Origin of the sequence: Pseudoalteromonas sp. APC 3358 (assembly GCF_030408075.1) — a bacterium.
GTDB classification, from domain to species: Bacteria; Pseudomonadota; Gammaproteobacteria; order Enterobacterales; family Alteromonadaceae; genus Pseudoalteromonas; species Pseudoalteromonas arctica.
The window spans coordinates 228,468-253,349 of sequence record NZ_JASDCE010000002.1; the positions used below are offsets into that span (position 1 = coordinate 228,468).

General features: G+C 39.5%; 23 protein-coding genes. 12 read left to right on the top strand and 11 right to left on the bottom strand.

Features of this window, described 5'->3' with window-relative positions:
- Nucleotide 1: 1 nt before the first annotated feature.
- Together QL995_RS03725 and QL995_RS03730 are read left to right on the top strand one after the other, a co-directional pair.
- On the top strand, nt 2-1,969 hold the full coding sequence (locus QL995_RS03725) for a response regulator (RefSeq protein WP_010553133.1): 1,968 nt from the start codon (nt 2-4) through the stop codon (nt 1,967-1,969).
- Between the two features lie 379 nt (nt 1,970-2,348).
- On the top strand, nt 2,349-2,969 hold the full coding sequence (locus QL995_RS03730; protein ID WP_290292910.1) for a fumarylacetoacetate hydrolase family protein: 621 nt from the start codon (nt 2,349-2,351) through the stop codon (nt 2,967-2,969).
- On the opposite strand, the gene QL995_RS03735 is transcribed toward QL995_RS03730, so the two are convergent.
- The 3 genes from QL995_RS03735 to QL995_RS03745 all read right to left on the bottom strand — a co-directional run bounded on the left by QL995_RS03735 (nt 2,920) and on the right by QL995_RS03745 (nt 5,456).
- Nucleotides 2,920-3,843: an ABC transporter substrate-binding protein gene (locus QL995_RS03735; RefSeq protein WP_290292912.1), complete on the bottom strand. Its 924-nt coding sequence runs from the start codon at nt 3,841-3,843 to the stop codon at nt 2,920-2,922. The genes QL995_RS03730 and QL995_RS03735 overlap by 50 nt on opposite strands.
- Nucleotides 3,844-3,959: 116 nt before the next feature.
- Entirely contained in the window at nt 3,960-5,012 is a 1,053-nt protein-coding gene (locus QL995_RS03740; RefSeq protein ID WP_290292914.1) for an aldo/keto reductase, read from the bottom strand.
- A 9-nt stretch (nt 5,013-5,021) separates the two neighbouring features.
- Complete coding sequence (locus QL995_RS03745) at nt 5,022-5,456, bottom strand: thioesterase family protein (RefSeq protein ID WP_290292917.1); 435 nt, start codon at nt 5,454-5,456, stop codon at nt 5,022-5,024.
- Between the two features lie 774 nt (nt 5,457-6,230).
- On the opposite strand from QL995_RS03745, the gene dinB reads away from it, so the two are divergent.
- The gene (gene dinB, locus QL995_RS03750) at nt 6,231-7,283 is read left to right on the top strand and encodes a DNA polymerase IV (protein WP_290292920.1); all 1,053 of its coding nucleotides are present in this window, start codon (nt 6,231-6,233) and stop codon (nt 7,281-7,283) included.
- A gap of 128 nt (nt 7,284-7,411) precedes the next feature.
- Nucleotides 7,412-8,932, top strand: a complete 1,521-nt coding sequence (locus tag QL995_RS03755) for a leucyl aminopeptidase family protein (RefSeq protein WP_290292923.1) — start codon at nt 7,412-7,414, stop codon at nt 8,930-8,932.
- Nucleotides 8,933-9,004: 72 nt separating this feature from the next.
- Here the strand turns inward: QL995_RS03755 and QL995_RS03760 are convergent, their stop codons facing one another.
- Together QL995_RS03760 and QL995_RS03765 are read right to left on the bottom strand one after the other, a co-directional pair.
- A complete protein-coding gene (locus tag QL995_RS03760; protein WP_007581540.1) occupies nt 9,005-10,642 on the bottom strand; it encodes a methyl-accepting chemotaxis protein in 1,638 nt (545 codons plus the stop codon).
- Nucleotides 10,643-10,784: 142 nt separating this feature from the next.
- Nucleotides 10,785-13,010 (bottom strand): DPP IV N-terminal domain-containing protein, encoded by a 2,226-nt coding sequence (locus QL995_RS03765; RefSeq protein WP_169059786.1) that lies wholly within the window; start codon nt 13,008-13,010, stop codon nt 10,785-10,787.
- Nucleotides 13,011-13,121: 111 nt separating this feature from the next.
- Here QL995_RS03765 and QL995_RS03770 point away from each other — a divergent pair, with 111 nt between their 5' ends.
- The gene (locus QL995_RS03770) at nt 13,122-13,526 is read left to right on the top strand and encodes an HIT domain-containing protein (RefSeq protein WP_007581544.1); all 405 of its coding nucleotides are present in this window, start codon (nt 13,122-13,124) and stop codon (nt 13,524-13,526) included.
- 41 nt (nt 13,527-13,567) lie between these two features.
- On the opposite strand, the gene QL995_RS03775 is transcribed toward QL995_RS03770, so the two are convergent.
- On the bottom strand, nt 13,568-15,268 hold the full coding sequence (locus tag QL995_RS03775; RefSeq protein ID WP_290292933.1) for a Zn-dependent hydrolase: 1,701 nt from the start codon (nt 15,266-15,268) through the stop codon (nt 13,568-13,570).
- A 297-nt stretch (nt 15,269-15,565) separates the two neighbouring features.
- Between QL995_RS03775 and QL995_RS03780 the strand changes: the two genes are divergently transcribed.
- Nucleotides 15,566-16,405 (top strand): HDOD domain-containing protein, encoded by an 840-nt coding sequence (locus QL995_RS03780; RefSeq protein ID WP_024590070.1) that lies wholly within the window; start codon nt 15,566-15,568, stop codon nt 16,403-16,405.
- Nucleotides 16,406-16,457: 52 nt separating this feature from the next.
- On the opposite strand, the gene QL995_RS03785 is transcribed toward QL995_RS03780, so the two are convergent.
- The gene (locus QL995_RS03785) at nt 16,458-18,140 is read right to left on the bottom strand and encodes an amidohydrolase (protein ID WP_290292936.1); all 1,683 of its coding nucleotides are present in this window, start codon (nt 18,138-18,140) and stop codon (nt 16,458-16,460) included.
- Nucleotides 18,141-18,312: 172 nt separating this feature from the next.
- Here QL995_RS03785 and QL995_RS03790 point away from each other — a divergent pair, with 172 nt between their 5' ends.
- Together QL995_RS03790 and QL995_RS03795 are read left to right on the top strand one after the other, a co-directional pair.
- On the top strand, nt 18,313-18,834 hold the full coding sequence (locus QL995_RS03790; protein ID WP_290292939.1) for an energy transducer TonB: 522 nt from the start codon (nt 18,313-18,315) through the stop codon (nt 18,832-18,834).
- A 180-nt stretch (nt 18,835-19,014) separates the two neighbouring features.
- Nucleotides 19,015-19,467, top strand: coding sequence for an energy transducer TonB (locus QL995_RS03795; protein WP_290292941.1), 453 nt, complete (start codon nt 19,015-19,017; stop codon nt 19,465-19,467).
- A gap of 57 nt (nt 19,468-19,524) precedes the next feature.
- Here QL995_RS03795 and QL995_RS03800 read toward each other — a convergent pair whose 3' ends face one another.
- The 4 genes from QL995_RS03800 to QL995_RS03815 all read right to left on the bottom strand — a co-directional run bounded on the left by QL995_RS03800 (nt 19,525) and on the right by QL995_RS03815 (nt 20,680).
- The gene (locus QL995_RS03800) at nt 19,525-19,761 is read right to left on the bottom strand and encodes a calcium-binding protein (protein WP_024598659.1); all 237 of its coding nucleotides are present in this window, start codon (nt 19,759-19,761) and stop codon (nt 19,525-19,527) included.
- 9 nt (nt 19,762-19,770) lie between these two features.
- Nucleotides 19,771-20,007: a hypothetical protein gene (locus tag QL995_RS03805; protein WP_007581558.1), complete on the bottom strand. Its 237-nt coding sequence runs from the start codon at nt 20,005-20,007 to the stop codon at nt 19,771-19,773.
- A 187-nt stretch (nt 20,008-20,194) separates the two neighbouring features.
- On the bottom strand, nt 20,195-20,422 hold the full coding sequence (locus QL995_RS03810) for a hypothetical protein (protein WP_007581559.1): 228 nt from the start codon (nt 20,420-20,422) through the stop codon (nt 20,195-20,197).
- Nucleotides 20,423-20,446: 24 nt separating this feature from the next.
- On the bottom strand, nt 20,447-20,680 hold the full coding sequence (locus tag QL995_RS03815; protein WP_007581561.1) for a cag pathogenicity island protein Cag25: 234 nt from the start codon (nt 20,678-20,680) through the stop codon (nt 20,447-20,449).
- A 330-nt stretch (nt 20,681-21,010) separates the two neighbouring features.
- Here QL995_RS03815 and QL995_RS03820 point away from each other — a divergent pair, with 330 nt between their 5' ends.
- The 4 genes from QL995_RS03820 to QL995_RS03835 are packed head-to-tail and all read left to right on the top strand — an operon-like array spanning nt 21,011 to nt 24,876.
- Nucleotides 21,011-22,468, top strand: a complete 1,458-nt coding sequence (locus tag QL995_RS03820) for a HAMP domain-containing sensor histidine kinase (protein ID WP_010553149.1) — start codon at nt 21,011-21,013, stop codon at nt 22,466-22,468.
- A 1-nt stretch (nt 22,469) separates the two neighbouring features.
- Entirely contained in the window at nt 22,470-23,015 is a 546-nt protein-coding gene (locus QL995_RS03825) for a hypothetical protein (RefSeq protein WP_169059783.1), read from the top strand.
- Between the two features lie 2 nt (nt 23,016-23,017).
- On the top strand, nt 23,018-24,367 hold the full coding sequence (locus QL995_RS03830; protein ID WP_169059782.1) for a sigma 54-interacting transcriptional regulator: 1,350 nt from the start codon (nt 23,018-23,020) through the stop codon (nt 24,365-24,367).
- An 8-nt stretch (nt 24,368-24,375) separates the two neighbouring features.
- Entirely contained in the window at nt 24,376-24,876 is a 501-nt protein-coding gene (locus QL995_RS03835; RefSeq protein WP_290292955.1) for a DUF1543 domain-containing protein, read from the top strand.
- The last annotated feature ends 6 nt before the right edge of the window (nt 24,877-24,882 follow it).

Consider the following 24,882-nt stretch of genomic DNA (forward strand, 5'->3'; position numbering starts at 1 on the left):
TATGTTAGATAAAGTGACTCAGTTGCTGCTTGTAGAAGATGATGAAGATGATTACATACTCACCTGCGACTATCTGGACCAATTGGATTCACACACGTTTAACATTCAATGGATAAGTTCCCCAGAGCAGGCAATTGCAACGCTTAGTAAAAACGAGCATGACATTTGCCTGCTTGATTACCGCTTGGGTGCATCTAATGGTTTAGATGTATTAAAAGAAGCAATTGCCAATGGCTTTAGCGGCCCCATAATTATGCTTACTGGGCAGTCAAACGACGAGTTAGACTCGGCAGCGCTTGATGCCGGTGCAGTAGATTATTTAATAAAAACAGAAATGAGTTCGAGCCGCTTTGCGCGCGCTATTCGTTATGCACTTGCTCGTAAAGATGTTGAAGGTGAGCGAGTAGAGCGTTTAAAGGCCGAAGCTGAAAATCGCTCAAAAGACCGCTTTTTAGCTCATTTAAGCCACGAATTACGTACTCCTCTATCGTCTATTTTAGGTTACACCGAACTATTAATGCAGAGCGACTTTAGTCAGCAAGCAGAAAATGAATTAGGTGTTATTTATCGAAACGGTAAACATTTATTGAGCCTGTTAAACGATGTGCTCGATTTGTCAAAAATAGCAGCCGATAAACTGGAACTTACCCTAAGCGAAGTTAACCTTGATAGCATGCTTGCCGATGTATACACGCTAATGCGCGTATCGGTGCTAGATAAGGGCCTTACGCTGCGCTTTGAATCTCATCAGCCATTACCTTTGGTTGCACGACTTGATGCAACAAGAGTTCGCCAAATTTTAATAAATCTAATAAATAATGCGGTTAAATTTACCGATAAAGGCGAAATTGTTGTTAATGCGTGGACGCAGTGGGTTGATGATCGTGAAATGCTATTTTTTAGCATTAAAGACTCAGGCATGGGCATTGCCCCTGAAAAACAAGAACTAATATTCAAGCCATTTGAACAAATAGCTGATGTAGAATCACGCTCTGTAGGTGGCGCAGGCTTAGGTTTGGCAATATGTGCTGAATTGTTAGCGCGTATGCACGGTGATATTAGTTTGCACTCTGAAATAGGCAAAGGTTCCACATTTACGATTTCTGTGTATCCAGGTGATATTAGCGAAGTAGAACGACAGGTACTTAATTTTAGCAGTGCGCCGCAACTACAAAGTAAATCGGCTCCATGTAAAGTGCATGGGCGAGTATTAGTAGTTGATGATTTACGTGATTTACGCATGCTAGTCGGTCATATGATCAGTACCTGTGGTGCGCGCGTCGATTATGCCGAACATGGCCAACAAGCGCTTGAAAAGGTGCGTATTGCAGATGCGTATAAAGCGCCTTACGACATTATTTTTATTGATATTCATATGCCTGTAATGGGCGGCAAGGAAGCTACCATAGAGCTTAGAAAAATGGGTTACAAAGGCCCAATAATCGCGCTCACTGCCGCTACTATGAAAGGCATACATGAGGAGCTTGCTGCACTTGGCTTTAACGATGTAATACCAAAACCTGTTGATAGCGCGGCTTTATATCAATGTTTGCAAGATTATTTGGTAGCGCCAGAGCATGCACCGCAAGCTAAAGATATAAATTGTAGTAAGGGCTTAACCGAGAAAAAGCAGCGCTTTTTACTTGTTGAAGACGATCACGATGCAGCGCAAATTACGCAGCTACTTTTAGAAAGTCTAGGCGTTGAAACCGTCATTGCGTCTAGCTGCGCACAATGTTTGCAAATACTTAATCACGACCAGCAATTTAATAAGGTATTGTTAGACATGCATTTACCCGATGGGCGTGGCATTGATTTAGGCCAGCAAGTTAATGAGCGATATCCAGAGCTACGCTTGGTGATTGTAAGTGGCGCAGAGCCAGACCCTAAAGAAATAAAAGATTTAAATATCGACCGAGTTTTACTTAAACCTATTAATTTGAGCTTACTTGAAACGCTTATTAGCTAGGGCCTGTTTATCTTTCGAGGTTAAATTTGCAGCAGTATGTTTGGTATTTAGGCAAGGCAGAGCCTGTGTAGTGTGGTTATTCCCCATAAATAGGCGATAACGTAGCACAAATGCCAAACATGCGCTGCCCGAAGGGTTCTGCCCAGGGGCTATTTACTCTTTGTTGCCTACATGGATTTAGGTAAGGGGCGTGAGCAGGACGCGGAAGCTTTGCTCGGTTTTTACTTATTCTTACAGGGATGTAAGTCAGTAGAATAACGCAGGAGCAGTTATCGAGCCCACTAGGTTACAAACCTCGCGCCGCGATTAAATAGCCCCTAGATTGAACAAATTTTAATCCTGAAAGGTCAACAGGTCCAATAACTGAGACATTATTTATATGCATTCAATAAAGTTAGTATCTGAAGAATTAACACCATCAAAAGTAGTCTGTGTTGGCCGTAACTATACCGCACATATTGCAGAGCTAAACAACGAAACACCAGATCAAATGGTTTTATTTAACAAACCAAATAGCGCGATTACAAATACGTTATTTGCTGCTCATAACGGCGATACACTGCATTATGAAACCGAGCTATGTTTTGTAGTTAAAAATAAAAAATTTGTAGGGGTTGGACTCGGCCTTGATTTAACTAAGCGCACCGTACAAAGTAAATTAAAAAATAAGGGACTTCCATGGGAGCGCGCTAAAGCGTTCGACGGCTCTGTTATTTTAAGTGATTTTGTAGCGCTAACTGATGCAATGAAGCACTTTACCTTTGAACTTAAAATTAATAATAAAGTAGTTCAGCAAGGCGATACTCATTTTATGCTGCATAATCCGGACTCAATTTTACAAGAAATTAGTGAATTTATGAGCTTAGAAGATGGTGATGTAGTAATGACAGGCACACCGTCGGGCGTGGGCGAGGTAACACCTAAAAGTATTTTTGCTGTGGCACTTTATGCTAATGATCAGTGCTTGCTTGAGCATCAGTGGCAAGTAAGTAAAAATTAATAACTTGCTGTTGGTAGTGTTGATCAAAGTCGGCAAAGGTAGTTTTAAGCCAATTATGCTGACTTTGTTGATACTCAGGCGATTGTAGTACATTATTTTTTAGTGCGCGGTTAATTTTTTTAAGCGCTTGCTGTGCAAAATTATTAGGTGCGTTAGCCGCACAACCTATTGCTCCTCGTATAAATTGAATGTCATTTTCTGCAATTGGTACACTCTCTATATTCGTAAATTCGCCTTGTTTATTAAAGTAATCGGCCATAAACGGGTAATCAATTGAGTAGTCTAAAAAGCCGTGACTCAAGCGTGCTATAACAGCCTGACTTTCATTTTCGCTACTCCAACTTAACGACGACTCTTTATCTCGTTTTGTATTTTCAATAATTGTATTAATTTTAGTTGTAAATTTACGTGCAGCAGCTTGCCCGTATACGTATTGCGGGTCGGTTAATAAATTAATAAGGTGAATAGGCGAGCCGTGCTTTTCTTCTAATTTGGGCTTTAGCTCTTTAGTCGTGATAATTGAAAATGGGGGATATACCGTTGTTGGATTTGAGTAGTTAAGTAGTTGGTTATTATGTTTTTTATAAATAACACACGGGAAGCATACGTTTTGTCCTTCACTTAAATATTTATTTATACGCTGCTGAGGGACAATTAAGCGGGTATGTTTTACATCTGTTATGGTTCTAATGAGTTGCTCGGTTAGGTTGTCGCAAATACCGCCTTGTGGTGCACTTTCGCTTTTAGCTATATGAAAAGGGGGCGTGTAACTTTGTAGCCAAATAATTTCTTCTAGAGGCTGTACTTTTTGCTCAACAGCATGCGCGTTAAATACAATTAATAGACAAAATGCATAGTATCCGTTTTTCAGCATTGATAAGTGTTCGTTGAATTAAGAAAACTTAATTAAAGTATAGTGTTGGTTGTAGTAGGGTCAAATATTTTAGTTAAAAGCAGCCTTGTTCAAGGCTGCTTTTAACTGGTACATGCTTAATAAGGCATAGGATAGTTTTTAAATATAGTGTTAATCTCACTAAGAATTTCGTCGTTTAACGTGATGTTAAATGCATCAATATCTTCTTTTAATTGGGCTATGCTTGTTGCACCAATAATTGAAGAGGTTACGCCATCTACTTGGTTACACCATGCCAGTGCTAGTTGTGCTGGAGTAATATTGTTTGCATGAGCCAGTTCAACATACTGCTTAGTGGCTTGCTCTGCATTGGGTGTATCTCTAAAAATACCGTTGCGCTGCATAAACGTCCAACGAGAACCTTCAGGGCGCGCGCCGTTTAAGTATTTACCCGTTAATAAACCAGCCGCTAGAGGTGACCATGGTAAATACGCAATATCTTCATGAACACATTGTTCTATTAAATACGGCCAATCTTTAGCGTGCGCTAGGCTAAACTCATTTTGAATAGATACCATACGCGGTAAGTTATGCTCTTTGGCTAAATTTAAAAACTGGCTTATACCCCATGGTGTGTCGTCAGATAAACCACAGTGCTTAATTTTACCTGCTTTAACGCAATCATTAAGACCTTCAAGAATATCAAGCATGCTAGCTTGCTGTTCTTGTGTATTTACATCGGTAAATTTAAGTGTGCCGGGCCACTGTCTGCCAAAGTGCGGGGTAGAACGGTTTGGCCAATGCAGCTGATATAAATCAATGTAGTCAGTTTGCAGGCGCTTAAGTGAGTCGTCCACGGCTTCTATTACTGTTTGACGCGTAATATTGCCACCATCGCGTACCCACGATAAGCCATTGCCTGCTATTTTTGTGGCAAGTACTACATCGCCGCGTTTTTGTTTATTACGCGATAGCCAGTCGCCAATAATTTCCTCGGTTTTACCATAGGTCTCTGGAGAGGGGGGGACTGCGTACATTTCGGCTGTATCAATAAAGTTTACGCCTTGCTCTAGCGCATAGGCTATTTGTTCATCAGCATCGCTTTGAGTATTTTGTTTACCCCAAGTCATACTGCCTAAACATACTCTAGAAACGTTAATACCACTGCTGCCAAGTGGGCTGTATTGCATGAGAGTTCCTTATTGCTCGTCTTGAGAGTAGCTAACTAACGCCGATAAAAGAGGCTCTGCAATGAGGGCTTTTTGGCCTGTTTCAAAATCAAACATGACCACTTTAGAAGTGCCTGTTGTGGTTATAGCCTTTTGTGCATGGCTGTAAACGGTATAATTCATATTAAAGCGGTCTGTTTTTATATCAGAAATAGTAACGCCAACCGTAAGCGTGTCTGGAAAAGTAACTGGGCGTTTATAACGAATGTTATTTTCGCTTATTACCGGACCTACGCCATTAGGGCTTATTGTATCGAACAGATTTATTTTATTTAAGAAGTCGATTCGGGCTATTTCAAAGTAACGTAAATACACTACATTATTTACGTGTTGTAGCGCATCCATATCAGCCCACGCTACGGTGATGTCTGTATGGATAGGGTGCTGATCTTTAAACGTTTGCATTATTTATTGGCCCTTAATTTTAAAGTACTTAGATTATCAACATGGGGTTACGAGCTCAAGGTAATTAATGGCAAGTTTTTTTATAAGATGATTGTACCTATTTAATTTTAGGTCTACAGTTAAATTGCACAGACAAACACAAAAACACACAGAGGTAGAAATATGCAGAACATAATTAACTGGTCCTTAGCTTGTTTGGTTTTTATAGCCTCTTTTACCTGTTACGCAATGGGTAACGAATCAGGCGCTATTATTTTAATGTTAGCGGGTTTTTTTTTCGAGGTTATGTTTTGGTTGCGCGGTTATAAAGAGCAAGAAAGTAATAAGCGCTTTTTTTAATCGCTAACTAGGGCCTGTTGACCTTTCAGGATTAAAATTTGTTCAATCTAGGGGCTATTTAATCGCGGCGCGAGGTTTGTGACCTAGTGGGCTCGATAACTGCTCCTGCATTATTCTACTGGCTTACATCCCTGTAAGAATAAGTAAAAACCGAGCAAAGCTTCCGCGCCCTGCTCACGCCCCTTACCCACATCCATATAGGCAACAAAGAGTAAATTGCCCCTAGGCAGAACCCTTCGGGCAGCGTATGTTTGGCATTTGTGCTACGTTATCGCCTATTTATGGGGAATAACCACACTACATAGGCTCTGCCTTGCCTAAATACCAAACAGTCTGCTGCAAATTTAACCTCGAAAGATAAACAGGCCCTAGGCTTGCTTATCGCATGTGATTCTATAATAATGACTGTATAAATAGCCAGTCGTTATAGTGGTGATGAAAAAATTTATTCACATAGACATGGATTGTTTTTACGCTGCAGTAGAAATGCGAGATAATCCACAACTTGCACATGTACCGCTTGCCATCGGAGGCAATAGCCGACGAGGCGTGCTCTCGACCGCTAACTATATAGCGAGGGAGTATGGCGTGCGATCGGCTATGTCGAACTATCATGCTAAACAATTATGCCCTGATTTAGTTATTGTCCCTGGGCGCATGGCTGTATACAAAGAAGCCTCAAATCAAATACGTGAAGTATTTAACCGCTACACAGACTTAATTGAACCACTCTCTTTAGACGAAGCCTACCTAGATGTAACAGACAGCACCGCTTGTAAAGGCAGCGCCACACTTATTGCACAGCAAATAAGAGCCGATATTTACAATGCCACGGGGCTTACTGCGTCGGCAGGTATTGCACCGATTAAATTTATTGCCAAAATAGCGAGTGACGAAAAAAAGCCTAATGGTCAGTTTGTCGTTTTGCCTCATGAGATCGATGACTTTTTAGCGCAATTACCGCTGGGTAAAATTCCGGGGGTGGGTAAAGTAACGCTCGAAAAGCTAAATTTAAAAGGCTTATATACCGGTAAAGATGTACGCGAAAAAGGTGTGAATTGGATGCAGCAACATGTGGGCAATTTTGGTGTGTCGCTTTACCAAAAATGTGCAGGTGAGTATGTAGGTCATGTCTCTACTAACCGAATTAGAAAGTCATTAAGTGTTGAGCATACTTATGAGTACAACAAAACGAGTTTGCAGGAGTGCCTAGATCAGCTGCCAAAATTGTTAGACGAATTAGTTTTAAGGCTTAATAAACAGCAATTACAAAACCGTATTAATAAGCTGAGTGTTAAAGTGAAGTTTGCAAACTTTGTATCGACTTCAGCCGATCAGACGTATCACGAGCTAAACACAGAAATATTTATTCAACTCCTTACTAAGGCTTATCAACGAGGGTTACAGCAGCCGGTTCGATTACTTGGTATAGGCGTTGGTATTAAAAGCGAGCCAGAGCAAAACTTCCAACTGAGTATTCTCGATTAAGTTGTAAAGCCTGTAACTTCAAGTTGCCATTTATTGGCAAGTTATGTCATTAGCTCATCGCACCTTGCTGGTCTTCAATATTTAAATCGACGATAATAGGGTTTATGTTTTTTAACAGGATCTTATTTATGGCATACCCTCAAGCGGTTAGTGCAAGTCTTGAATGCACGTCTCATGATGCGCTTATTATTATTAGTGATGACTATTCTCAATTACCAAATAACTCATTACGTGATGCTATTTTAGCTCAAGCAAAAGTTGATTCTCGTATTGGTAAACAAGTTACTTTATTGGTGATTGAAAACAAGCGCGTAATACTTGCGCCAACCGGTCCATTAAATAGAGATTATGACGATGTGCGCCGTTATTTTGATGCTGCTAAATTAGCGATTAACGAAGCCAAAGCGTCGGGTAGTGTTAACCCTGCATTATTTTTACCAAATTTAAATGGCGATAGCCGTTATCAACATGCCTTAGAAGTTGCTTACTTAGGTGCTTGCCAAGCATTATGGCAGCCATTAGAAGCGCGTGAATATCACGGTGAGGGTATAGAACCTATAACTCAGATTGGTTTAGTTAGCGCAAGCGAGCAAACAATCAAAGCTGTTAATGCAATTGCTGCGGGCCAATATGCCGCGCGTGACTTGTGTGGCACCGAACCTGAGCGTATGGCTCCACCACGTTTTGCTGATTACTGCGTTGATTTATTTAAAGGCTCAAGCATTGCAGTTGACGTAATTGATGATATTGCAGCTATTGATAAAAACTACCCAATGCTAAGCACTGTTGCTCGTGCATCGTATGCAGTTGAGCGCCATCACCCACGTGTTGTTAAGCTTGAATATGTACCAGAGGGCGAAATTACTCGTACACTTATGTTTGTAGGTAAGGGTCTTGTATACGATACAGGCGGTGCAGATTTAAAAGTAGGTGGTCATATGGCAGGCATGAGTCGCGATAAAGGTGGCGCAGCTTCTGTTGCGGGCTTTATGAAAGCCGTTGCGGATTATCAGCCTAAAGGCGTTAAAGTAGTATCGTACTTGGCTGTTGTTCGTAACTCTATTGGCTCGGATTGTTTTGTGCCAGATGAAATTATTACTAGCCGCGAAGGTATCCGTGTACGCATTGGTAATACCGATGCAGAAGGGCGCTTAGCAATGGGCGACCTGCTTAGCGAAATGAAAGATTTAGCTAAAGGCGAAAGAAACCCAACGTTATTTACTGTAGCTACATTAACGGGTCACGCGGCACGTGCAATGGGTCCTTACGGTGCGTATGTTGAAAATGGTCCAGCTCGTAGCGCTGGTGTTTCACGTCAAATAGCTGACCTTGGAGATTTGTGGGCCGATGGCGCTGAAGTATCGCGTTCTCGCCGTGAAGATTACGACTTTATTAAACCACGCACGCTAGCTGACGACGTACTCTCGAGCAATAACGCAGCATCTGCAGTTACTGCGCGTGGGCATCAGTTCCCTATGGCGTTTATGGCTATTGTTGGTGGGCTTGATAAGCACGGTAACGACTCTGCACAACCTTTGCCTTATGTGCATATGGACATTGCAGGAAGCGGTGTTGAAGGCGGTGATTGGCAGCATGGCAAGCCAACGGCTGCATCAGTAACGAGCTTGTTTGCACGTTACTGTTTGTAAGCTAAAAACTTACATGCAATAAAAAAGCCCTGTTAATTCAGGGCTTTTTGCATTTTATGAGAACGGTATCGATTAATCTAATTTAAAACGATTAACTACGCTCGAAAGCTCTTGGCTACTTTGTTTAAGATTATCACTGGCATCGGTAAGCTGTTTAGTATTATTTAATGATTGCTCAGTTGATTGAGATAGCTCATTAATACGCAAATTAACCTCGTCGGCAGCTTGAGTTTGTTGCTCTGTGGCGCGAGCTATTTGGCTGTTCATTTCGGTAATAATTGAAACAAGTCGTTCTATTTCATTAAGTGAAGTATTGGCTGATGACGCCTGATCTACGGTAGAAACTGAAAGTGCTTGGCTTGATTTAACTGCTTCTACTGCTGCTTTTGCACCTTCTTGAAGTTTAGTGATCATGGTTTGAATTTCGTCGGTACTTTGCCCTGTACGACTGGCTAGTGTTCTTACTTCATCTGCAACAACAGCAAATCCTCGGCCATGCTCTCCTGCGCGAGCAGCCTCAATGGCAGCATTTAATGCCAGTAAGTTTGTTTGCTCCGATATGCTTCTTATTACATCAAGTACAGAGCCTATATTATGGCTCTCGTTGGCTAAATCTTCTGTTACACGGCTGACTGTTTCTATGTTGCTTGAGAGTGTTTCTATTGCTGTAATTGTTTGCGCAACCACATTTTTACCCGTTGATGCGTTTTGTGCTGCATCCTTAGCTGCTTGCTCTGCGGCTTCGGCGTTACGGCTTACATCATGTATTTGGTGAGTCATTTGCTCCATGGCAGCTGCAACTTGGGTTGAGCTGTCGTTTTGAAGCTCAATAAACGAGTGGCTTGTTCTACTTGAATCATCAACTGTATGCGCATGCTCGCTTACATCGTTTGCACTTTGTGATACATGAACAAGAGACTCTCGCATTTTCAAAACAAATAAATTAAATGAGTGTGATAGTTCAGATATTTCATCGTTACCGGATTCATTTAATGTACGAGTTAAATCGCCTTCACCTTGTGAAATATCTTTCATCATATCGGCTGCTAAACGAGTAGGTATTAAAATGCTCTTGCCTATAAAGTAACTAAGTAAAATAACAGCAATAATCATAATTGTTGCACTGACGACTATTAGATTACGTTGCTCGCTAAATGCTTCGTCAATTGAATCAAGATAAACACCTGAGCCAATAATCCATTGCCATTGATTAAAACCTTTAACAAATGCGATTTTTTCAACTGGTTTTTCTTTACCTGGTTTTGGCCATTTATAAGGAATAAATCCCTCGCCAGAGCGTTTAACTATATTAACCATATCAACAAACAATGCTTTGCCGTCAGGGTCTTTATTATTGGTTAAATCTTTTCCTTCAAGAGCAGGTTTTATAGGATGCATAACCATTTTTGGCTGGTAATTGTTAATCCAAAAGTAATTGGTTTTGTCGTAGCGCAGAGCTCTTATTGCATTAAGTGCTTGCGATTGAGCTTGTTGTTGAGTGAGAGTATTATTTTGCTCAAGGTCATAAAAGTGCTCGATTATACTGTACGCAGTTTCTACTACATTTTGTGTTTTAAGGTACTGCTCGTTTTTAAGAGAGCTATATTGGTGAGTTAGGCTGGCTACACTAAGCGCTATAAGCCCAAATACAACAATAGCTATGAGCAGCGAGAAACGTTGGAATATACTAAAACTACGTAGACTAGGCATACATTTATCCTCAAAAAGTGTGCGCTTTAGCGCATAGAATAAGCGTAGCTAAAAAAAGAGTTTAATCTAGGCTTAACGCCCATTAATGCAAAAAAAAGGCTGATTTATCAATCAGCCTTTAGTCTGTTATTACTTTACTTGCTTATTTAACATCAAAATGACGATTAAAGAAGTTTGTAATTGTTTGATGTAAGTGTGTTTGCACTTGTTTACCACGTAGGCTGTGCTTAGAGCCTGGGTAGGTCATCATTTCAAACTGTTTTTCGTTATCTTGCAGTTGTTTAAACAATTTAGTTGAATGAGTAAACAGCACGTTGTCGTCAGCCATTCCATGATAAATCATTAATGGGCCTTTTAAGCCATCTGCATATGGAAATACTGCGCTGTCTTCATACCCTTTAGCATTCGTATCAGGGTGACCTAAATAACGCTCTGTGTAATGCGTATCGTATAGAGCCCAATCGGTTACAGGAGCACCCGATACGCCGGCTTGAAAGTAATCGCCTGCTTTAAACATAGTCATAAGTGCCATGTAGCCGCCGTAGCTGTGGCCATAAACACCGATGCGTTGTGGGTCTACGTAATCAAGTGTACGTAAAAACTCTACGCCTTTAATTTGATCGGCAACTTCAACCACGCCTAGGTTTTTATAAATAGCATCTTCAAACTTTTTACCACGGTTGTACGAACCACGGTTATCCAGTTGAAAAATTACGTAACCTTGTTGCGCCATGTACTGAAAGTACAAGTTTTTACTGCGCCAGCTATTCGTCACTCGTTGAGCATGCGGGCCGCCGTATACGTTAACAATAACAGGGTGCTTTTTGCCATCAGTAATGTTGCTAGGCTTAAATAAACGGTAATGCATAACTTGGCCATCTTCGGCTTTAATTGTGCCGTATTCTGGTTTTGTTAAGTCGCTTAAATAAGGAGTAAGCGGATGGTTACTATCAAGCTTATTTTCTTCAAGCCATGTAATAAATTCGCCGTTTACTTTGCGAAGCGCTGCTGAGTTTGGTTTATTATCAGACGAGCTATTATCGATAAAGGTTTTGCTGTCTTTTGCTAGCACAACATTATGGTACTGACCTTTTTCGGTGATACGTTTGGCATCGCCTTTTTTAAATAAAGGCGCGCTGTATAAATGGCTTTCAAGCGGTGTATCTTTTCGACCGGCAAAGTAAACAATGCCTTTTTTCTCATCAATACCTTTTAAGCTATCAACAGCCCAATCACCAGAGGTGATTTGACGTACAAGTTGACCGTTTGTGCGATACAGATATAAGTGTTTAAAACCGTCGCGCTCAGATGCCCATACAAAATGTTTTTTGTCTTTTAAAAACTCAAGATCAAAATGTAGGTTAATCCACGTTTCGCTGTTTTCGGTTAATGCTACTTTTTGGACTTTAGTTTCGCTGTTATAAAAACGAAGCTCTAATTTATGTTGCGAGCGATTTTGCCATTGGTACGACAGTGTATTGCCGTCTTTTAGCCATTTAGCACGCGCGATATAAATGTCTTCATCTTTACCTAAATCAATCCAATCTACTTTTTGATCATTTAGTTTAACCACACCGAGTTGAATTTTTACGTTATCAGTACCTGTAAACGGGTAGCGTTGGTTAAATAATTTAACTTCATCAGCGTAAATTTCGTTACGGATAGCTTCTTTTACTGGAGTTTCGTCAACGCGGGTATAAGCAATTTTAGTTTCATCACCTGACCACCAGTAACCCGTCATACGGCTCATTTCTTCTTGAGCTACAAATTCGGCCATGCCGTTTTTAATTACGCCGCCGCCATCTTTACTAAGCTGAATTTCTTTACCTGATTCAAGCTCTAAAGCGAATAGGTTTTGCTCTCGAATAAACGATACGTAGTTACCTTTAGGTGAAAAGCGTGCATCGGTTTCAAATGTTTCAGTGTCGGTTAGTTTTTTACTTTTAGCAGAGGCTAAATCGTAATAGTAAAGGTCGCCGTTAAGTGGGAATAAAAGTGCTTTACCGTCTTTAGACCATTTGTATTCTAATATGCCTTTACCAAAAATACGTTGGCGTTCGCGGCGTGCTTTTTCTTCATCAGATAGGTTTTCTGGGCCTGAAAATAACTTTGCCGAATCAACTAGCACACGGTTGGTGTTATCTTTTAGATTGTATTCCCATAAATCGTAGCGGTTGTAGTCATCGCTTTTGCCTTGTAAATAAGTTACACGGCTGCCGTCAGGCGAAAATTTAAGTTGTACAGGTGATTTACCTGAAAGGCTCGGATCGTCAAAAATACGCTCCAACGATAAAGGTTTTGCTTGAACACTAATAGCGCCAACCATTAATGGGAGGGCTAGTGAGAGGTGTTTTATTTTTTTTAGCACAAGGTTGCCTTAGCTTATTATAAATATTGCTTTGATGGTAAAGCCAAGCGTGTGCAACTGCAACTAAATGCTATAAAGTGGCGATTATTAAAGACAAAGTAGGACATAACAATGACTAACCCTGAATTTAAACTAGCGCCAGAACTTAAACGCGACTGTATAGAGCTTGCCGATTGGCCACTGTGTAAAGTACTTTTATTGAACGACAGCCAATATCCGTGGTTTGTATTAGTGCCTAGGCAGGCTAACTTAAAAGAGATAATTGATTTATCTGAGGATGATCAAATTGTGTATTTAAAAGAGTCAGCCAAGCTAAGTAAATTATTAATGGATGTGTTTAGCCCTGATAAGTTAAATATAGCGGCTTTGGGTAATATGGTGCCGCAATTACATATTCACCATATTGCACGCTTTACTACTGATGCTGCTTGGCCTGCGCCAATTTGGGGTAAGTATCCAGCTGTGCCGTATACAGATGTACAAATTACAGCGTTAAAAAAAGCGCTGCAGTTTTAAGCTGCAACGCTTTTTTAGGGTTTAGCTAAGTTTAACTAAAACTACTTAAGCCCTAGTACTTCTTTACCCTGTTTAAACGTTACATCTACAGGGATATTTGCTTTACTTAGTTTTTCTAAGTCTTCAGCAAGTTCTTCTTTTATATCGCCATGCGTTGCAATTAGTTGATCTACTTTTTCGTAATCGCCATCACCTTGTAAGGTTAAAATTAAGCGAGAAAGCTTGGCCATTGCAATGCTCATTTTTTCCATATTAACGCGGTACAGGCCTTCTTCATTTTTAGAAAAAGCGCCTTCTTGAGCAAAAAAGTTAAAGCGAATCATATTTGCTTTACCATGCGCACTTGATGCTCCAAAACGAACTGAGCGGAATATACCCGCCATGAAGGTCGTGTAATAATCTTCAATAGTTCCTTCTGTAATTTCGCCCTTTTTAAGTAATTGCTCAATCATGTACAGGCCTAAAATGTCGGCTTTACCTTCTTCAAGCGCACTTGCGTGTTCTTGTAATGATTGACGAACAGTACCTTTACCAGTAATTGTATTTTTAATACCTAAACCGTGAGCGACTTCATGGAACATCGTATTGGCAAAAAATGCATCAAAAGTAATGTGTTTACGCTGCTCAGGTACAATTAACTGCTTTGAAATTGGCACTAAAATTTTATCAAACTTAGCACGCATCGCATTTTTAAGTTGCAGGCGACGAGTTCCTTTTTCTAGCTGTACTTGCTCATCGTTTGGCAAGTTAATCGCTATTGTTTTACTACCCGCGTTTGAATGCCCAGCGTAGTAAACAACATCATATGCATTTAGGTCGGCGTCAGAGCCTGGTACTTCTTGTTTGTACTTAGCATCAACGGGTAAGCCTTTTTGAAGCTCTGGTAAAAATGCGGCAAACTTAGCTAAGCGTTCGCTCCATTTTAAATCTTTAATAAGTACGTAAGATTCATAAGCTGCACGGTAACCAAATAATTGATCTTCATAAGTTTCAATTGGACCAATAACCACATCTACTGGGTTATTTTTCATATCCATCCAAGCAAAGTCAGATACTTGGAAGTCATCCTTTTGTAGAGCATCAGCACGCAGATTTAGGTAATTAGCAAATTCTTTATCGTCAGCAAGTTTGCTTGCTTGACGTAAAATATCAGCGGCTTTTGCAAGCTCATTAGCGTATTCTTTTGAATATGGCACGCTGTAAAGCTTACCTTGTTCATCACGCTTAATTACAGAGTAAAGGCCTGTTTTGTCCTCAACATCTGCATTGTTTAACTCTTCTTTGGTTATATCGGCAGGGTAAAACTGTGCGCCAAGAGGTTTTTCTTTATAACTGGATAAAAACGCTTCATCGCCATTTAAACGATCCCATGGACCGTAGTTAATATCGGCAAATTTACGTACTTTTTCATCACCTAACTTTGCTAAAAACGCATCTTTATTTTCACCAAAAGATTGCTTCCAAAATAACTCGTCCATTATTTTTGAAGCATCAATAAGCTTTGCAACCATTGCTCGTTGGTTATCGCTTAAGTGCGATAAATCACTTTGTAAGCTAAAGTCGGTGTAAATATCTAAACGTTGGTTATTTGCATTAATAAGCTCAGGGCCTGATTGTGCACTGCTTTTTTGAGCAAGCTCTGTGGCTGTGTTGTCGGTAGAAGACGGCGCTTGTTCAGAACATGCACTAAGAAAAACGACACCAGAGAGCATAATTGCTTGGCTAATTTTATTTAAGATCATTATATTACCTGTTAAAAAGTAAGTTTAATAATTTGTACTGCTTTAGTTAAAAAACTAAATATGTACAAACGCTTCCTTAATTGTGAGTGCATTAAAGCAAAACTAAATAGTAAATAGCAAGTATTTGGCGTTGTAAGGCAAGCATGAGCGATAAAGCATTATAAATAAAAATAAACTTCTATAATTTTCTTAACTTTATCGGTAAGTTAGACAATACTAATTATATTACTAATGCGAAAATTAACTGCCTGAGTTTGCAGTTACTTTACAGGCTGAACACAAAAGGACGGCAGCTTTATGTCTACAGAAAACGCTTTATTAACGATTCTAGTCGATAGAATAAATAACGATACGTTGGTTTTACCAACGCTACCTGAAGTAGCGATTAAGGTTCGCCAAGCTGCAGATAACCCTGATGTGAATTTAATGCAAATGTCAGATGTAATCTCACAAGACCCAGCGCTTTCAGCTCGTATGATAAAAGTAGCTAATAGTGCGATTATGGGGCGTTCTGTAAAAGTATCTAATTTACAACAAGCAGTGACTCGCATTGGGTTGCGCCAAATTAAAAATATTGCAACGGCTATGGCTATGGAGCAATTATTTGTATCAAACAATGAGCTAATTAAAGGCTACATGGGCAAGGCTTGGCAAAAAACATTAACCGTTGCTAGCCATTCAATAACACTCATGGAGTTTTACTTAAAAAACAATAAACACACTTCATTAAATCGTGATTCAATTACATTAGCTGCGCTTGTTTATAATATTGGTGTATTACCAATTTTAACAGAAGCTGAGCGCCACCCTGAAGTGTTTGCCAACCCAAGCTTTTTAGCGCACGCAATTCAAAAGCTGAGTGGAAAAATTGGCTCGTCGATTATGCAAGCGTGGGAATTTCCTAAAGAGTTTGTTGATGTAGCTCTAAGCTGGGCAGATCCAAGTTACAAACCTGATAAAGTTAGTTACGTAGACTTTATTCGAGTAGGCGCTATTTTAGAGGGAACATTACAGGTTTCTGATAAGTCAGCAGCGCTGCAAACGTACATAGATAAAGGTGTAATACCGTCTATGCAATTATTCACAAGTGATGAATACAACGATATGCTAAAAGATGTGAAAAACATGTTTAGCTAAACATGTTTTATTACACAAATAAAAAGGGTTAACTTGCGTTAACCCTTTTTATTTATTTATCGATAGTATTTTCTGTTTTGGTTTTTTCGTACCGTTTTATTCCTGCTACCCATGTTTGCAGTACGTTTGTTTTGTATATCTCGTCAACAGGTACTTTAAAGTAGTCTTTATCAATTAAAATAAAGTCGGCCCATTTACCTTTTTCTAAACTACCCACCTTAAATTCTTGATGAGCTGAATAAGCGCCACCGAGAGTAAATGCACGTAATGCATCTTCGCGGCTTAGTACTTCACTTGCGCGCCAGCCGTTTTCAGGTAGTTTGTTATGATCCATGCGTGTAATGGCTGAATACAAACCATCAAATGGATTTGCAAGCTCTACAGGGTAATCAGAGCCTGCTGCAACCACCGATCCTTGCTTTAAAAATGTTTGCCAAGCATAGGCACCGCTTAATTGTTTTTCAGTTAAGCGTTGCTCTGCCATATGCATATCAGAAGTGGCATGTACTGGCTGCATTGAAGGGATTATTTTTAACGCTTTAAAGCGAGGGATATCCTCAGGCGTTACAATTTGTGCGTGCTCTATTCGGTTACGTAGTAATATACCGCCCGTTTTTTTAAACACATTTTGATAAGCATCAAGTACTACTTTATTTGCTTTATCGCCAATTGCGTGGGTATTTGCGCTAAAGCCGCTTTTAAAGCTTTGTGTAAAGAGCGCTTCGAGTTTTTCTTGTGTTTCAAGCATTAAACCATGGTGACCAGGTCTGTCTGCGTATTCTTCAATCAGAGCGGCTCCGCGAGAGCCAAGTGCGCCATCGGCGTAAACTTTAACACTGCGAATTTCCATAAAGTCATTTTTGTCGTGGTATCGGCCTGCCTTTAACATTGCGCCTAAATCAGGGCTTGCACCACTTAACATTGCCACAATACGTAGCGGTAAATTACCAAGGTCGCCGCGCTCTTTGTAAACCTCCCATGTGGCTTTATCAATACCTGCATCGTGAGTAGAGGTAATGCCTAAACTTAATAAATGCTTACCTGCTGCATCTAGTGAGTCACTTATATCTTGCTTTGAAGGGGCTGGCATATGCTGGGTAATTAGCGATTCTGCTTTATCTACAAAAATACCTGTAGGATTGCCAAATTCGTCTTTAATTATTTCACCGCCTTCAGGCGCTTTTGTTTGGGCGTTAATACCAGCAAGTTCGAGCGCTTTTGAATTAACCCAAATGGCGTGACTATCAACCCGCGAAAGAACCACCGGTCGATCGCTCACTACTTTGTCTAAATTTTTAGCTGTAGGAAAGCGTGTATCAGCCCAAAGCTCTTGGTTCCAACCTCGCCCAATAATCCAACCTTGTTTGTTATCGGCAAATACTTTTAGTTTATTTGTTACTTCATCAACCGATGTTGCGCCGCGTACGTCAAGTTGCGATAAATTGTCGCCAAGGCCAATAACGTGCCCATGAGCATCAATTAAGCCAGGTAATAAGGTATTACCGTGCGCGTCAATTAGCTTGGCATCTGGGTAGCTATCTTTAAGTGTTTCGCTACCGAGCTTAACTACCTTGCCATTTTTAATAACGAGGGTAGAAAACTGCTGTACTTCACCTTTGTATAAAGGGGTATAACCATTGGCATTATAAATTACTTTTGTTTGTGCGAGAGTGTAACTAGAACTAGCGCAAAGGCTGGCTAGTATGAGTGGTTTGATTATTTTTTTGAGTGGCATAGTTACTTAATTTTTATTGTTAATTTACTTACATTAACAAACTTGATTTTATAATACCAATGAATTGATAGACCTCATTTTAAGGCTTTTCTCTATATTAACTGTTTACAAAATAGGTAATTGATGTAATTATTTAGTATGTAAAATAATCAATAAAGCATAAGGAAACGCTATGAAAGCCCTCTATTTATTACTCCCATTAACTTCATTACTTGCGGCATGTGGATCGACACCTACTGCAGATAAAAGTGTAGAAAAGCTAAACCATACTGATGTATCAAATGCTGAAATACGCGATTATATAGATTTATCAAGTGTTGAACTGCGCGACAGGGTGAAAGACTATTGGAATATTTCCACAAGAACAGAACCACGATATCCAATAGCTGCTGCAAAAAAAGGTCTTGCAGGTTGTGTAGAACTCATGACTATTATTAATTCTGAGGGTAAGGCGCAAGGGTATAAAGTAATTTCTTCATATCCTAAAGGGTTATTTGATGAAGCAGCAGCTCAATCTTTAAATACATGGGCCTGGCTGCCTACCAACGTAAATGTAACTAAACAACCTGTACTTACTCATATCAGAATTGATTTCATGATTGATTCAATACCAGTAGGTAAAAAATATTTAAAAAATTGTCCGGCTGGCGAAACATTTCAAGTAACAGGAAAAACTAAAAAAATCTCCTACTGATGAAACATTTCAAGTAACGGGGAAAATTACAAGGTTTGAAAAAAGTACTTATTTACCTCACTTTAAAGTTACTTTCGGTGTGTGTAATATTTTGGATCGAACCTTTATAAAATCTGATGGGTATGAGTTTAATACGAATATTACAAACAACTAAATAAGCATCAAGAATAAGGAAATGCTATGAAAGCTCTCTATTTATTACTCCCCTTGAGTATGATGCTAACAGCCTGTAGTTCAACGTCTGATAAACAAGTAAGCGATGAAATGCTGAGTATTATTGATTTATCGAGTCCTGAACTGCGAAGTAAGGCAGGTGAGTATTGGGATGTTGTTAAAAGAGTAGAGCCGCGATATCCGATAGAAGCTGCAAAGAAAAGTATTTCAGGTTGTGTTGAGCTTGCTACGTTAATTAATTCACAAGGTAAAGCCCAAGGGTATAAGGTTATCTCGTCTTACCCAGAGGGCGTGTTTGATAATAATGCGGCAGCTGCTGTGGGTTTATGGCGCTGGAAAGCGACAACTGAAAATACGAGTAATCAACCTGTTCTAACTTATCTCAAAATGGATTTTATGGTAAGCCCAAAACCTACTGATGCAGAGTATTTGGCGCATTGTTCTAAAAATAAAACCTGAACGTAATTAATAGATATAGATATAATAAGCTAGGTGTTTTTTTACCTAGCTATAAAACTACTTACTTGCATATAAGCCATATTCATTTAATGCTAATTTACCGTCTTTGTCACTGTCGTAGCTTGAAAACCGTGACCACAAAGCCGGGTCTATAGCGGTTTCTGAACGTGATAAAAAACCGTCTTTATTCCTATCTAGCTTTTTAAATTGCTTTGCAATGTCGTTACTTGCGGCAAAACTAAATGTGCTAAAAATACTAAACGCCAGCAGCGTTATATAGCTAATACTTTTCATACAAATCACTTAGTAAAGGTTGTTAGTTAGATAACTTTTAAATTCGACTAGCGAAATTTGGTTATCTTGGTTTTTGTCCCATTTTACAAAGGTGTTTAAAAGTTGTGGTTGGGGATCAAGTTCGTCGTGTGTTAAATAGCCACTTTTGTCGCTATCTAGGTGATCAAAGCGTTGCTTTACATCAAGTGCCGCGGCATCAAAACTTAATAGCATTAAAATGCTTATAACAAGGGAAAGTATCTTCATGGTCTTCCTTCCAAAAGATGTATTAAAAGTTCGTGGCTAAAATAAAGTAAAAAGGAAAAAAGCACTTGCCGTAATTTAACTCCCAACATTAAATCCTTTTACACACTCCCTCAGGGATTATGGCAAATGCTTTTAAATTCAGTTTACTTGTAACAAGCTTAAGTAAAGCTTAATCAGTAATTACTCATTAAGGCTTAAAGCTTTCAAATTCTTTTTTTGAGACTTTTTCATCACCGTCTTCATCTAAGTCGGCAAATTGTCTCATTACTTCCTTGTCTTCCTTAGCTTCTACAATTGATATTTGCCCATCCATATCTTTATCTAAATGGGCAAAGCGCACGTTTGTTGGCGATGCAATTACGGTGGCACTAATTGCTAAAAACATTAATGAAAAAGCGGCTATAAGTTGTTTCATAATCACGTTCCTTATTAAATGAGTTTATTGAATAAATTTTTTGAATTCATCTAGCGACAATTGCCCATCTTGATTAGTATCAATTTGTAAAAAATTTTCGTGTAGAACGGCATCTTCACCTGCTTCGGCTTCACTTAATGTGCCATTACTGTCTTTATCAAGCTCGTTAAAAGTCGCGTGAACGTCCATTGCGTGTGCGTTAGCGCCTAAAAAGCCTAAAGCCAGTAATGATGAAATTACTAAAATGCGTTTGTTCATAATTATTTCCTTATTGATTAAAGTTATTACTCCTACTACAAAAATAATGCCAAAAATAATTGTTGTTAATTTTCAAGTGTTTATATTTTTAACTTAAAGGGGGTGAGAAGTTTTTACGGGGTTTATTGTAATTTTTGTGTACCTTTTGCAACACTATGTAGTGAGATTAAAGGTAGGGTTTAAAAATCAATGGTTTACGTTGTCTCTATTTGGCGACACATTGTTTTTGTAGCGCTGGCTGTTAATCGTATTAAATATAATTGCTGGTTCAGCTAGTGTATAAGGTAAGCACTTAATAATAGAACGCTTAACTTAAAAGGACTAAACGAAATGCCAGCAACCATAGCTAAAAAATACCATGCAATGCTTAACTGGCGGCCTAATTTAATTGGGCAATTTGCAATGAGTATGCTGCTTTCGTTACTCCCGCTTTCTATAGTGGTGATTGTATTTTTAAATGCGCTTAACAAGCAATTAGCAGTGACTCAAAGTATCGTGAGTAACAACTACCAAGTTACCAAATCGTTTAATACTCTAAAACAAGAACTCAACAGCCTTGAGCGCGCCACTAGGCAAAACTGGGTATTAAAAAGCGAATCGTTAGATAAGCTCATTGTCGATAAATGGCAATCATCCCTGCAAAGTATTGATGAACTTAAATTTGTAAACACGGATAAAGATTACACCCACCAATGGCAACGCTTATATGTCACCTTACAAACAGCGCATGTAGAGCTTGTTGAGCAAAAACAACAGCAAGCGGAGCTATTTGTGCCAGTGAGCGATTTAGTTGCTGAGCTTACTTTATGGTTACGTGATAAAAATGAAGCGCAAATTACCAATAACCAAAATGAGCTTACAAGCCTACAAACTTCATTTATAAACTGGCTGGTGGCACTTATTCCGCTTACTTTAATTGTTGGTGGTGGTTTTTTATGGCGTATAAGTGGGCGACTAAAAGGGTTAACTACGGTTATTGATAAGCTAGGGCAGGGGCATTGGCAGCAAAAAATATCTGTGAAAGGCTCCGCTGAGCTAGTTGAGCTAGGAGAAAAACTCCAATGGGTGCAAGAGCAACTTCACATGCTTGAGCAGCAAAAAGATACCTTTTTACGCCATGTTACCCATGAGCTAAAAACGCCGCTTGCTTCAATGGTCGAAGGCACTGATTTACTAACTGATGAAATAGTAGGCCCAATTACTGCTGAGCAAAAAGCAGTGCTTGAGCTTATTAGCCAATCTATGGTGCGCCTTCGTACAATGATTGACAGCCTGCTGAGTTATAATGCGATTCGCACCAGTAAAGACAGCCTAAGCGAAGTTGAGTTTAGCTATCTTATTAATAAAATTAATAGCCATTTTGAACATCGCTTAAGTGCGCGTCAGCAAGCTCTGCAATGGCAAAATAACTTACCTAATAAACAGCTTGCTTTACCTAGTGAGCTTATTGAGATGATTTTAATTCAGCTTATTTCAAATGGCTTAAAATTTTCACAAGATAAGCAAAGCGTTACTATTAATTTAGCACTTGAGCAAAACCAACTTTGCATTGCTGTGCTTGATAAAGGGTGCGGTATTAAAGAGCAAGAAAAAACTCAAATTTTCAGCGCATTTTATCAAGGTAAACACAGTAAAAATGTTACGCTGCAAGGCAGTGGGCTTGGCTTAACTATTGTGAAAGAATCTGTTGAACAGCTAAGAGGTACACTTACTGTTGAGCATAACGAGCCGCATGGTTGCCGGTTTTCAATTAAAATTCCCATAACAAAAAATCTAGGAGTTAATTAACATGCGCTTGCGTTTAATCGCTATTTTATGTGTGCTTAGTAGCAGCATTGTTATATCAGGTTGTGAAATTAATAATGGGCAAGAAGAGCGTGTGTCAATTACACCTGCACCTGTGGTCGATACCAAAATAGCAAACGACAAAAACAGTAAACCTAGTCCAAAACCCAGACCAAAAATTGAACCAAGCTATCCGCCTGCAGAGCAAGTTATAGCATGGCACGCTAATCAGTGTGGCGGATTTAAATTGGTGCCAAAAAAAGATATTTTTACAGGTGAAAACGATCTTAAACGTTTTTTTAAATTTATGTGCTTAAACATAAATGATGATCCAAATACGGTAATGACTAAGTTGCTAAAACTCGATCTTGCTTACTTTTGGCCAGATGATATAAAGCAATATTTATGGCTTCAAAAGCAGCAAGTGACTATGCAAATAAATGCTAAAAAAGAGCAGCAAGCACTTAATAATAAAATGCAAGAAACCCTCTCATCGTTAGCAACTATTGAGCAGCAGCTTTTACTACGAGAAGAAACTAAGGAGCAGTAACTATGGCAGCAAATAAAGTGCAAGGTGCAAAAGTATTACTCGTTGACGACGACGCTAGCTTATTAAAACTGCTCGCTATTCGTATCGAATCAAAAGGATACGAAGTAACGACCTGTGAAAGCGGCTTAACCGCACTACAAATACTTAAAAGCCAAGTGTTTGACGCCGTAATAACCGACCTACGTATGGATGAAATGGATGGCATGGCACTGCATCGTCAGCTGCAAAGCCGCTACCCTGCATTACCTGTCATTATGATGACAGCGCATGGCTCAATTCCTGATGCCGTAGAGGCAACTAAGCAGGGCATTTTTGCATTTATAACTAAACCTGTAGATAAAGATGAGCTATTTGACAGCCTTGCTAAAGCGATAGAAATACATGGTGTTAATGCAGATGAAGCAGCACCTAAAAGTAATATAGTTACGCGCAGTGGTGCAATGCTGCACTTGTTAGAGCAAGTAAAACTACTTGGGCCAACGCAAGTTAATGTATTGATTTCGGGGGCTAGTGGTACAGGTAAAGAGCTACTCGCACAAGCGATTCATCAGCATAGTCATGTAAGCGGTGGCCCTTTCGTTGCAATTAACTGCGGCGCTGTACCAGGGGAGCTTTTAGAGTCTGAATTATTCGGTCATAAAAAGGGCTCTTTTACGGGCGCAATTAAAGATCACCAAGGCTTGTTTCAACAAGCTGAGGGCGGCACGCTATTTTTAGATGAAATAGGTGATATGCCACTTAACTTGCAGGTTAAGTTACTGCGCGTATTACAAGAAAAAACAATTCGCCCCGTAGGCTTTCAAGAAGAAATAGCAATTGATGTACGTATTGTATCGGCAACACATAAAAATCTTCCTGAAGCTATTTTAAACCAGCAATTTAGAGAAGATTTATACTATCGCTTAAACGTAGTTAATTTAAAATTACCGCCACTGTGTGAGCGCCGCGAAGATATAAGCTTATTAGCACAGCACTTTAGTGCAAGCATTGCTAAGCGCATGAAGCAAACTGAAAAACACTTTGCCAGCGATGCTATGCATGCGCTTGTGCGTTACGACTGGCCAGGTAATATCCGCCAATTACAAAACGTAGTAGAGCAGGTTGTAGCATTAACGCCAAGCGATGTTATTTCAGAGCACTTAGTATTAGCTGCGCTAAATAGTAACGAAACAAACGTAGAACCATTATCACTAAACGACGCTAAAAAAGAGTTTGAGCGCGACTATGTAATTAACACTTTAAAAATGGCAGGTGGTAACGTAGCCGAAGGCGCTAAGCTTGCCAAGCGCAATCGCTCAGATTTTTATAAGTTGATTAAAAAGCATAATATTGATGTTGATAATTTAGGTTAAGGAAAAGCATGCAGTTATTTATGGTGTATTTAGGTGGCCGGATTCAAGGTTGCCACATTGAAATGCATGATATTCGTTTTGTTGTAGGGCAAAACATCGAGCAAACTTATACAAAGTTAAAAAGCCAGTGGGTAGGCGACAGAAGTAGTGTTCACATGGATAGCTACATGGCAATTAATCATATTGATGGCTTTAAAGTAGACGTTGTTGATAGTTATGTGGAGCAAAATAAACAACTCTATTTTGTAAATTTAGGCGCTTACAGAAGTGATTCTATGGCTGAGCAACACGACTTTGCACTGTATGTTGCAAGCAGTAGCCATGAAGCTAAAGAGCGAGCTAAAAACGATTTACTAGCAGGGCTTAGCCATATCCATAAAGATGATTTACATGACGTAGACGATTGCTTTGCCATTGATTTACTCGATAGCCAGCTAAACATTAAGCTCACGCCCAGCGGTATATCGCAGCCTATAAAGCCAGACTGGTTTGGCTATCACATACTTTAAATTATA